Raw genomic sequence first — 11,871 nt, forward strand, 5'->3', positions numbered from 1 at the left:
TATAACTTTAAATTCTAATTTACTTATCTAAGCTTGAAGGTTTTAGGTGCCACCTTATAAACTACTATTAAAGCAATAATCATATAAATTACAGTGAAAATAATAATTCCTACACTAAATAAATATGAAGTAACATCAAGATTTAAGCATATATAACAACCTATATACATAAGTGAATTTATTATACTAAATAACGGACTTTTAATTTTTAACGCCGCAGTATAAGGCTGAATTACATAATATAATACTAAGTGATGGATTGAAAAGAAGCATGATAAGCATATAATACTTAAAAACATCGGTATCATTTCAAACATCATAATAAACCTACCTACAGATAATATAATACCAATTATACCCATACAAATTGCTAATGCAGGTATAACATTAAAAACAATTATCCTCTTAAGTCTTGCTCTAAAATTAGCAATTATAACATTCCCTTCCCTATAATATCCATATCTTAGTAGACTCACATCACAATTATAGAACATTGCCTTACAAATCTTTTGACTAGTACATATAGAGTACATTATGAATATCCATAGTGGCGCTTTTTTATATAAAATCTTTATAACATCTTCTCTAACCTCTGGCTTCCATAATACAAACCCAATGATAGCTAAAGATATAATTATAATTGCTATAACTATATTTCTTGTAGCTCTAGACAGCAACTTCCTATGTCTCCTGAAAAATATGGCATTTAAATATTCATATCCTTTTTTACTCTCATATATATTAGAGTTTAACTCTTCACTTTTCATCTTTTTTTCATCTATTTTTACATCTGCAAAGGTAGCTTCAGCCATTATATTTTCACCGTTAAAGGCCATAGCCTTAGTACATATAATTTTATCAATCTCTTTAAACTTTTTATATCTAAATATATATGTAAGTGATATTCCTGATAAAATTATTAATAGTGCTAGAACTCTATAATCATACAGCCAGTTACCAATGCTTATATTAATCTTCAAGAATGGAAGTAGATAAGCTAACACCATACCTAAAGCTATAATTATTACATTATATATAGCCTTAGAAGTAAGTAATATTTTAAACTTATCATATATAAATAAGTGTATTAATTCTCCTATAAATCTAATTGCAATAAATTCTATGGATAAAATCATTCCTTTTAAAGGCGAAAATACTATAATCATTATAGGAATAAAATATATAAAATCTAGTATTCTCTTATATACTATTTGTCCAATAAAGTATTTTCTAGAATCAACCCTCATTAATCTAATCATATTAAATGATTTTGGTATATCAGAAAGCACAATAGTATCTTCAAGAGGTCCAAGTATAAAACTTAAGAAAAAGAATATCTGAACTGCAATATCCTTTGTGTTCCCAATATCCTTTGAAAAGTACATGGCTGGAATTAGCACCATCACCCCTATATAGAGGGCTTTTCTAATAAATCCAAATAAAAAAGACAATATTTCAAATATAATTCCAAGAATCATTTTAATATCTGTTTTTCCATAAAGATTTTCCGGGATTTTCTTTCCTATTATAGGAATCTTCTTAATGAAGTATATAAATGTATTTGCTCTCTTTGCAAAAGCAAATTTATATGTATTAGTAAAAGTTCTAATCATTACTTTCCTCCCTCAAGATTTCCATAATACGTTCTTCAAACTCTCCACTTCTCAATATATCATTTGGGACTTGCTCTAATATACCATTATTCAGTACTACAATTTCATCACATAAATCCGTAGCAAGTTGTAATATATGAGTTGAAAATATAATTATATGGTCACTTTTTATTTTCTTTAATAAATTCTTAATCTCTAAGGCTACAATTACATCAAAAGAGCTCAATGGTTCATCTAACAAAATTACTGGTGGTCTTGATATTAAAAAGCATAACATTTGAATCTTATTTTTCATTCCATGAGAATAACCTTTTATTAATCTATGACTATCTTCTTTAGATATTTTGATAATATCTAAATATTCTTCTATAGTTTTTAAATCTTTAATTTTATTCTTGTTTATATCAATGTAAAACTTAATAAACTCATATCCAGTTAAAAATTCCGGTAGTACTGGGTCTGCAAAAACAAATCCTATATTAGAATAATCTAACTCCCCTTCATTACCCAATCCATTCTCTAAAATAACCTCCCCTGAATCTTTGCTTAGCTCTCCACTTATACAATTAAATAAAGTAGTTTTGCCTGCACCATTTCTTCCTAATAGGCCATATATCTTTCCTTTTTCAAAAGTAAAAGATGCTCCTTTTAACACCACTTTATTTTCAAAACTTTTTTGTATATCCTTTAATATTAACTCCACTTTTCTCCCCCTAATCTTCTCAAACCCGCATGGGCAGAACAACTATTTAAATAGGAATTTTTTTCATATATCCTATCAACTATTAAATCACATATTTTACAAATTATCTATTTAAAATTGCACCTTATTATGAAATAATAGGATGAGGTTATTCTTATATTATCATTTTTAAGTAATTGCTTAGAATCAAGAATAAATCTAACTAAGCTCATTTATGAACACATTATTTTACTTTTTAAGGAGTTGTATTTAATGGAAAACATTGAGAAATTTCGAAACTTTATGAAATCTAGCTTTTCAACAGAAGAGGATGAAGGGGAATATGAGTTATCTGATCAACAAAAAAAATTACCTCAACCACCTTTACAAAAACCTTATGATGAAAATGAAAAAACTATAGACTTACCTGAGGTAACAGATAAAATTTTAGTTAGATCTAATATATTAGACATTATAAATCAAAGAGAAAGTCATCGTAAATTTACTGATAATAATCTAAGTTTGGAGGAACTATCCTTTCTTCTTTGGTGTACACAAGGTGTAAAAAAAGTTACTGCTAATAACTATGCAACCCTAAGAACTGTACCTTCTGGTGGCGCTCGTCACCCCTTTGAGACATACTTAGTAATAAATCACATTAAGGGCATTAAGAAGGGCTTATACAGATACCTTCCCTTAAGCCATAAATTACTTCTTATATTAGAAGATTCTACTTTATCATCTCAACTTTCTGATATAGCTTGTAAACAAACCTTTGTTGGTGATAGTGCCGTAACATTTATATGGAGTTGTATTCCCTATAGAGGCGAATGGAGATATCTAGATGCTGCCCATAAAGTTATGCTACTTGATGCAGGTCATGTATGTCAAACCTTTTATCTTGCTTGCAAAGCCATAGATTGTGGTACTTGTGCTGTAGGAGCTTATGACCAAAAACTTATAGATAAATTTCTTGGATTAGATGGCGAAAATGAATTTGTAGTCTATGTAGCTCCAGTTGGTAAAGTAAGTAAATAATTTGCCAATAGTATGCCATATTTAACAAAATCTAAAGGATAGCTTAAGTAAAATTTAAGGTGTCCTTTTTATATAAATTAATCATAATTATTAATCATAATTGACATTTATAAGGTGGCATTAATACTTTCTTTCTACATATAAAATGTATCACAATTTAGTATATTAAAATAATTCTATATTTTCTTTTAATATATTCAAAGATATTTAAATAAAATTCAACTTATATTTGACATAAAATTATTATGATGATAACATTTATTAGTACTAATAAGATTTAAACTTTATTTAAATACATATTTATTACTATTTTAATTTAAAATGGCTAATTTTTCTGCTTGATATATCATAATATTTTTTGTATCATATACAAGGTTAATACATAGGACAAATCCAATTGAAGTATAGGTTAAACCCTTCACTTCAATTGTTAAATAAAATTAAATAAGAATATATAGGGGGACTTTATTATGAACTATCTTATCTATGTTTGTATAGTTGCTGGATTGCTTGCTTTAATCTCTGCCTTTTTACTACTATTAAAAATTAATAAAAGTAGTGAAGGTACAGATAAAATGAAAGAAATCGCTTCAGCTATAAGTGAAGGTTCTGCTGCTTTCTTAAAGGCAGAGTACAAAGTATTAATCATTTTCTGTGCAATTATTTTTGTATTAATTGGTGTAGGAATAGGTAGCTGGGTTACAGCTGTTTGCTTCTTAGTTGGAGCATTATTCTCAACTCTAGCAGGTTATGTTGGTATGCATACAGCTACTAAAGCTAATGTAAGAACTGCTGAAGGTGCTAGAACATCTGGTATGAGTAAGGCACTGTCAATTGCATTCTCAGGTGGAGCTGTTATGGGTCTGTGTGTTGTAGGTCTTGGCCTACTAGGCGTAAGCGTAGTTTACTTTTTTACAAATAATATAGAAGTACTTACTGGATTTAGTTTAGGAGCTTCTACTCTAGCTCTTTTTGGACGTGTTGGTGGCGGAATATATACTAAAGCTGCAGACGTTGGAGCTGACCTTGTTGGTAAGGTTGAAGCTGGTATACCTGAAGATGACCCACGTAACCCAGCAGTAATTGCTGATAACGTTGGTGATAATGTTGGTGATGTTGCTGGTATGGGTGCAGACTTATTTGAATCATATGTTGGTTCTATCATATCTGCTATTACACTAGGCGTAGTTGCTTTTCAAGTAAAGGGAGCTCTTTTCCCACTTATAATATCTGCAGTAGGAATTTTCTGTTCTATAATAGGTATTGTGCTTGTAAATAATAGTAAAAGCCAAAATCCACATAAAGCTTTAAATAGCGGAACTTACTTAGCTAGTATATTAGTTGTTATATCTTCTGCTATACTTAGTAAAAAATTCTTTGGAGATTTCTTACCATTCTTCGCAATAATTTCTGGAATTATAGTTGGTTTATTAACTGGTAAGTTAACAGAAGTATACACTTCAAGTGATTATAAATCAGTAAAGAAAATTGCTGAACAATCTGAAACTGGTTCTGCAACAACAATAATATCTGGACTTGCTGTTGGAATGGAATCTACAGCTTTTCCTATAATATTAATTGCTATTGCTATACTCGTTGCTTATTCATTCGCTGGATTATACGGTATTGCTCTTGCAGCCGTTGGAATGCTTTCAACTACTGGTATAACTGTTGCAGTTGATGCTTACGGTCCAATTGCTGATAATGCTGGTGGTATTGCAGAAATGGCAGGACTTGATTCATCAGTTCGTAAGATTACAGATAAATTAGACTCTGTAGGTAATACTACTGCTGCTATGGGTAAAGGATTTGCTATTGGTTCTGCAGCTCTTACTGCATTAGCATTATTTGCTTCTTACTCTCAAGCTGTTGGATTAACTACTATCGATTGCTTAAATCCTAAAGTAATTGTTGGTTTATTAATTGGAGGTATGCTTCCATTCTTATTCTCAGCATTTACAATGCAGTCAGTTGGTAAAACTGCTAACAAAATGATTGTTGAAGTTCGTAATCAATTTAAAAACATTCCTGGTATCTTAGAAGGTACAGGAAAACCTGATTATAAAAGATGTGTTGAAATTTCAACAGCTGCAGCATTAAAAGAAATGATGCTTCCTGGAGTTATGGCTGTAGCTATGCCACTAGTAATTGGTATATTACTTGGTACAGAAGCTTTAGGTGGACTTCTAGTAGGAGCTCTTGTTTCTGGAGTTATGCTTGCTATCTTCATGTCTAACTCTGGTGGTGCATGGGATAACGCTAAGAAGTACATTGAAGAAGGTACTCACGGTGGTAAAGGTAGCGATGCTCATAAAGCTGCTGTTGTTGGAGATACTGTTGGTGATCCATTCAAGGATACATCAGGTCCATCAATCAACATATTAATAAAACTTATGACAATTGTTTCTTTAGTATTTGCTTCACTATTTGTTTCAATAGGTGGCCTTTTATAGAGATCTAATTATAAGTTAAAATATTAAACCTCTTATTTTAGAATTATAATTCTAAAATAAGAGGTTTTTTAATTTAATACCTTGATTTCTAATCTAAAAATTCTCCATCATATTCTTCTAAGAAAGAATGTTTTTCTCCATCCTTTTGCCAACCTAAAATTGCATCCATATTCACATTTTCAGCAGACTTAAATATAGATTTATCCACATCTTTAAAATTCTTTTTCATTTCTTTTATCATATCCTTTATTTCATGTCTCTTGTTACCAATCTTCTTTGCTGCTACCATGCATGCACAGTTAAGAGGCCATATACCACTACTTTGTATAAAGTTTTCTATGTAGCTTTCCTCAACATAATAAAGAGGACGTATAAGCTCTAATCCTTTAAAGTTGGTTGCTTTAAGTTTGGGAAGCATAGTTTTAAAAGTTCCTCCATAAAGCACATTAAGCATTGTAGTTTCAATAACATCATTAAAGTGATGTCCTAATGCTAGCTTATTACATCCAAGCCTTTCAGCTTCAGAATATAATGCCCCCCTTCTCATCCTAGCACACATATAACAAGGATAATCCTTTGCTATCTCATCAATAATGTCAAATATTTTTGAATCAAAAGTATGTATTGGTATATTTAAATAATTACAATTATCCAATAAAAGTTCTTTAATTTGTGGATGATATCCTGGATCCATAGCAATAAACTCTAATTCAAAATTTACTTGACCATGACGTTTTAACTCTTGAAATAACTTAGCCATTATTATACTATCCTTACCTCCAGATATTCCAACAGCTATCTTATCTCCTTCTTCTACTAGGTTGTATTCTCTAATAGCCTTAATAAACTTAGACCATACTGACTTTCTATATTTTTTAATTAAACTTCTTTCTATTTCTTCTAATGGCTTTCTCTCATTAAAAGGGACTAATATTTCACAACCTTCTCCTGCTACACCACTCATTTATTTCACCTCGTATATTTTTTAATATATGTACTTTACATAATTCTAATATTAAGTTTATATCTTTACACTATAAACTTACTTTGATATTATAGCACCTTTATAAATTTTTGTCATACCACCATTTGTTCTTCCCTTCATTGCTCTATTAAAAATTACAGTGATAAAATATACTATTTGTAACTACTTTAAGAACTATAGAATACTATAAATAGATAAACACTTTCTGGAGATGTAAGTTTTTTATGGATAATGTAAGTTCATTTAAAGATGCCTATCTAAGTGAAGATTATGTGACTCTATTCATTTTATCTACAAAAGATCTTGTTAATATTCTCAAAGATGTAGACTATGCTTATGCTTATAAGCTATCTGATACAATATACTATGTTTCCGTTATAGCTAGGGAGTACCGTCCTTTTGTTCGTAAATTCAGAGAAATATTTAGAGTAGATGTTAGCTATCCCTATACTTTATCATCTATAGACCTAATACAGTCTTCTTCTATAGCTCCTTTCCACGGAGACACCTTCTTGAATCTTAAAGGTAAAAATACCATAGCTGCAATTATAGACACAGGTATAGACTATTTAAATCCTCAATTTCAAAATGATGATGGAACTACAAGAATTATAGGTATATGGGATCAAACCATTGAAAATAATAAAATAAATGATGATCCTGCAGCATTTTTCGGTACCTTTTACGCTAGGGAAGAAATTAATAAAGCCATTGAATCTTTTAATAAGGGGGAAAATCCTTATAATATAGTTCCTTCAAGGGATGTTATAGGACATGGTACAAATATGGCTGGTTTGGTTGGAGCTAAGGGCTTAAATGGAGTAACAGGTAGTGCCCCTGAATGTGACTTCCTAATAGTAAAACTTAAAGAAGCTAAAACCAGTAATCTTAGATTAATTGGTGTCAATGACAGAAAAAACATACCTATCTACGAAGGTCTTGATATACTTCTTGCAATGTTATTCGTTATGAATTATAAAGATTCTAATTCCTTAACACCAATAAGTATTTTATTATCTACAGGAACTAATTGGGGTGGCCATGAAGGACTAACCTCTATTGAGCAAGATATTGATTATTTTTCTTCTAGGAAAGGTCTTATTTTTGTAACCAGTTGTGGAAATCAGGGCGCTAATGCTACCCATTCTGAGGGAAGGTTCCTTAAAAGCAATTCCCAGGATATTGTAGAATTTATTGTAGGTCCAAAAGAAAGCAATCTATCTGTCATGCTTTGGATTCAAAGACCAGATAAAATATCCATATCTGTAGTTTCTCCTGGTGGTGAAGTTTCACAACCTATACAACCTAAATTAGTAGCTACAGAATTTGAAGAGATTATTTCTGTGGTTGAAGATAGCACAATTAGTATTCTATTTTTAAGTTCAGAATTTACAACTGGAAATGAAGTTGTATATATCGCAATTAAAAATCCTAAAGAAGGTCTTTGGCAATTAAGACTTAAAGGTGATTTTATAATAAATGGTAAATATGATGTGTGGCTTCCCCAAAGACCTTTAATAGAACCAACTACTAGAATAATAAGCTCTACACCTTATAATACAATAGAAATTCCAGGCAATGCAAAAAAAGCTATAACTACCGCTTTCTATAATCAAAATAACAATACAGTGGTTGTAGATTCTGGTCGTGGTTATACTGCTGATAATAGAATTAAACCAAATTTAGCTACAGGTGGTATAATGGCATTAACTACTGGTTTAAACAATGAGAATGCTGTAATTTCTGGTAGTTCCGTGGCTGGAGCAGTATTATGTGGTGCTACCCTACTTATGCTTGAGTGGGGTATTATACTAGGAAATGATTCCAATATGTATGGTCCTACTATTATTTCTTATTTAACTAGGGGAACTAATAGAAGAGCTGGAGATTTATATCCAAATCCTGAATGGGGCTACGGTATGCTTAATCTTCAAGGTTCCTTCGAACATCTAAGGTCAACCTCATTATTTAGAAAGTACAATAAGTGTAATAGTAAAACAATAAATCATCTACCTTCTATATTTTCTATAAACATGCCTAAGGAACTATATAGAAGAATAGATGATACTATGGATATGGAGGAATAATATATGAATCTATCAGATTTAAGAGAAATAACTACACAAATAGATGATACATCCCAATATAATAGTTATATTGTTTATTATACCGGTGATATAATTACTCCTATTAGTACTATTCCTCAAGCTACAGTTATAATCCTAAATCCATATATGGCAGTTATATTCATTAAAATTGGATATGAAGATTTAATAGTTGATATTCACAATATTAATATAATCAAACCTGATAATTACTTTATGCTTTCTCAAATATCACCTTTGCAGTCTTCTAACATAATACCATTTTCTGAAGGTATCCCCATGGAGTTAACTGGTACAGGAGTCATTGTTGGCACCATTGATACCGGCATAGATTACTTAAATAAAGAATTTACTAGAGAAGATGGGTCCTCTAGGATATTATCTATTTGGGATCAAACAAATAATGACGGCCCTAGTCCACCTAATATTAATTACGGTACTGTATATTCACAAGAACAAATTAATGCAGCTATTTCTCTTAAAGCTGATGGTGGTGATCCATATTCTATAGTTCCTGAAATTGATACTGATGGTCATGGTACTCAATGCGCAGGTATAATTGGTGCTAGAGGTTATAGTGAAGTTAAAGGTGTTGCTCCTAACTGTGATTTTATATGTGTAAAATTAAGACCTTGGAGAAAAATAGGTGATGCTATGAATTCTTCCCAAAATGGTACTCCAGTTTATCGTAATTGTGATATAGCTACAGCTATGCTTTATCTTATACAACAGCATTATATCTCTGAACTTCCTATGGTGATATTTTTGCCAGTTAGTGGTAACTTAGGCTCTCATAATGGTACTAATGTTATTGAGGAACTCATAGACTACTATTCTTTTAGTAATAAGGTATCTTTTGCTTTAGGCACTGGTAACCAAGGCAATTCTGGAACCCATGCCTCTGGTTATATAAATAACACGGGAGAAACTGCCTCTATTAAATTTTCCGTAGCACCAAATCAAGGAGAATTTCACTTAGGCATATGGTGTTCCTATCCCGATAAAATTTCTTTAGGCATAACTTCTCCTAGTGGTCAAGTAATTTCAAGGATTCCTGTAAAGCTTGGAAAAAAAGCATTTCTTAAATTTTTGTATGAAAAAAATACTGCTATTTTAACCTATTACTTCCCTGAAACCATATCTGGTAACGAATTAATTTACTTGGAATTTCCTGATATTGCCCCTGGCATATGGACTTTAAATTTATACGGTGATTATATAGTTAATGGCTTATATAATATTTGGATTTATCCAAAGCCTATATCCAAACCTGGAACTGAACTATTAAATCCTGACAACTTTACAACTCTTACAATTCCATCTACTAGCAATTTAGCTATTACCACTGGATTTTATAATCAAAATACTAATGATATAGATTTAAATTCTGGCATTGGATTTACAGCAAATAATAAAATTAAACCTGACCTAGTTTGTGGTGGTGTAAATGTGTTAACTACCTCCCTAAATAATACTACTACAACTGTATCCGGCTCTAGCATCGCTACTGCAGTATTGGCTGGAGCAATATCCTTAATTTATCAATGGGGAGTAACAAATGGTAATTTCAATATGTTATCCTCTGAAAATATTAAAACCTTACTAATTAGAGGAACAAAAAAGAGACCTAATGAAGCATATCCTAATGAATTTTGGGGTTATGGAATTCTTGATATCCGTGGAACCTTCGATGCTATTAGAGGTATCTATTCTCATCCAGATTTATTAGCAATACCTATAACTTTAGGAGATATTAGCTTCTCTAGATATTACAATGATAATATTGAGACATATATCCCTTATGATTTATTTAGAGGACTAAACCCTTCCAGGGTTTTTTATTCTAATTGTAACTACTTTACATCGTTTAGAATAATATAGATAGATAAGCAAGTTTTAGGAGATGTAAGTTTATTAATGAATAATTTAAATACATCTAGACAAATTGATTCATGTAAAGAAGCCTATCTTAGTGAAGATTATGTAAGCCTATTTGTTCAATATGATAGGGATCTTGTTAGCATACTTAATGATATAGATTATGCCTGTGCCTTTAAAGTTTCTGAAATAGATTATATTGTAGTGGTTCGTGCCAATAGTTATATGGACTTTATTACCAGGTATTCAGGAATAACAGATAATCTAATTATAGATGTTAGCTTTCCATATACACTTACAGCTATCCAACCAGTAGATGCTGCTAACATAACACAATTTCATGGAGAAACTTTTTTAAATCTTACAGGAGATGGCACAATAGCTGCAATTATTGATACTGGTATAGATTACTTAAACCCACAATTTCAATATCCAAATGGAAATACAAGAATTGCGGCAATATGGGATCAAACTATTGAAAGTGACATAAATACTAATGATGATATAGCCTTTTTTGGTACAATTTATAGCCGTGATGATATAAATAGAGCTATCCAAGCTTCTACTGAAGGTGGTAATCCCTATGACATAGTCCCTTCAAGAGATGAAATAGGCCATGGTACAAATATGGCTGGTTTAGTTGGTGCAAGGGGTCTAAATGGCATAGTAGGAAGTGCTCCTGAATGTGAATTTATAATTGTTAAGCTGAAGGAAGCAAAAAACAGCAATCTTAAGTTAGTAGGAATTAACAATAGAAGAAGCACTCCAATTTTTGAAGGTATTGATATTNNCAGGAACAAATTGGGGTGGACACGAAGGTTTATCATCCATAGAACAAGATATTGATTTCTTCTCATCGCGAAGGGGGCTTGTATTCGTTACTAATACTGGGAATCAAGGTTCTAGTTTAACTCATGCCTATGGTAGATTTTCAAAGACCAATTCCTTAGAAATTATAGAATTTATTGTAGGGCTAAATGAAGATAATTTAGTTCTTATGCTATGGCTTCAAAGACCTGATAAAATATCTATATCTATAGTTTCTCCTAATGGTGAAATTGCGGAACCTATACAACCTCAACTAGTAGGCTATAAGTTTGAGCAAGTCACTCTTATC

At 31.1% G+C, this 11,871-nt stretch carries 8 protein-coding genes; 5 read left to right on the top strand and 3 right to left on the bottom strand.

Annotation, left to right across the window (positions count from 1 at the left end; all coding sequences use genetic code 11):
- Positions 1-23 precede the first annotated feature (23 nt).
- Together B2671_RS08885 and B2671_RS08890 are read right to left on the bottom strand one after the other, a co-directional pair.
- The gene (locus B2671_RS08885; protein ID WP_346870092.1) at positions 24-1,613 is read right to left on the bottom strand and encodes a hypothetical protein; all 1,590 of its coding nucleotides are present in this window, start codon (positions 1,611-1,613) and stop codon (positions 24-26) included.
- A complete protein-coding gene (locus B2671_RS08890; RefSeq protein WP_346870093.1) occupies positions 1,606-2,316 on the bottom strand; it encodes an ABC transporter ATP-binding protein in 711 nt (236 codons plus the stop codon). Before B2671_RS08890 ends, B2671_RS08885 begins: the two co-directional genes overlap by 8 nt.
- A gap of 252 nt (positions 2,317-2,568) precedes the next feature.
- Between B2671_RS08890 and B2671_RS08895 the strand changes: the two genes are divergently transcribed.
- Both B2671_RS08895 and B2671_RS08900 read left to right on the top strand, forming a co-directional pair.
- Positions 2,569-3,333 carry a SagB/ThcOx family dehydrogenase gene (locus tag B2671_RS08895; protein WP_346870094.1) on the top strand — a complete coding sequence of 255 codons (765 nt, stop codon included), beginning with the start codon at positions 2,569-2,571 and terminating at the stop codon, positions 3,331-3,333.
- A gap of 470 nt (positions 3,334-3,803) precedes the next feature.
- Positions 3,804-5,786 (top strand): sodium-translocating pyrophosphatase, encoded by a 1,983-nt coding sequence (locus B2671_RS08900; protein ID WP_346870095.1) that lies wholly within the window; start codon positions 3,804-3,806, stop codon positions 5,784-5,786.
- Positions 5,787-5,874: 88 nt separating this feature from the next.
- On the opposite strand, the gene B2671_RS08905 is transcribed toward B2671_RS08900, so the two are convergent.
- A complete protein-coding gene (locus B2671_RS08905) occupies positions 5,875-6,750 on the bottom strand; it encodes a tRNA 2-thiocytidine biosynthesis TtcA family protein (protein ID WP_346870096.1) in 876 nt (291 codons plus the stop codon).
- Positions 6,751-6,995: 245 nt separating this feature from the next.
- On the opposite strand from B2671_RS08905, the gene B2671_RS08910 reads away from it, so the two are divergent.
- The 3 genes from B2671_RS08910 to B2671_RS08920 all read left to right on the top strand — a co-directional run bounded on the left by B2671_RS08910 (position 6,996) and on the right by B2671_RS08920 (position 11,600).
- The gene (locus B2671_RS08910) at positions 6,996-8,858 is read left to right on the top strand and encodes a S8 family peptidase (protein WP_346870097.1); all 1,863 of its coding nucleotides are present in this window, start codon (positions 6,996-6,998) and stop codon (positions 8,856-8,858) included.
- 3 nt (positions 8,859-8,861) lie between these two features.
- Positions 8,862-10,757: a S8 family peptidase gene (locus tag B2671_RS08915; RefSeq protein WP_346870098.1), complete on the top strand. Its 1,896-nt coding sequence runs from the start codon at positions 8,862-8,864 to the stop codon at positions 10,755-10,757.
- Between the two features lie 222 nt (positions 10,758-10,979).
- Entirely contained in the window at positions 10,980-11,600 is a 621-nt protein-coding gene (locus tag B2671_RS08920) for a S8 family serine peptidase (RefSeq protein WP_422653233.1), read from the top strand.
- Positions 11,601-11,871: the final 271 nt, after the last annotated feature.

It is taken from the genome of Clostridium sp. UBA5119 (assembly GCF_002414285.1).
GTDB lineage: Bacteria > Bacillota > Clostridia > Clostridiales > Clostridiaceae > Clostridium_J > Clostridium_J sulfidigenes.

Coding starts and splice junctions, on each gene's coding strand:
- B2671_RS08885 (WP_346870092.1), bottom strand. CDS start 1,613: ATGATTAGAACTTTTACTAATACATATAAATTTGCTTTTGCAAAGAGA.
- B2671_RS08895 (WP_346870094.1), top strand. CDS start 2,569: ATGGAAAACATTGAGAAATTTCGAAACTTTATGAAATCTAGCTTTTCA.
- B2671_RS08900 (WP_346870095.1), top strand. CDS start 3,804: ATGAACTATCTTATCTATGTTTGTATAGTTGCTGGATTGCTTGCTTTA.
- B2671_RS08905 (WP_346870096.1), bottom strand. CDS start 6,750: ATGAGTGGTGTAGCAGGAGAAGGTTGTGAAATATTAGTCCCTTTTAAT.
- B2671_RS08910 (WP_346870097.1), top strand. CDS start 6,996: ATGGATAATGTAAGTTCATTTAAAGATGCCTATCTAAGTGAAGATTAT.
- B2671_RS08915 (WP_346870098.1), top strand. CDS start 8,862: ATGAATCTATCAGATTTAAGAGAAATAACTACACAAATAGATGATACA.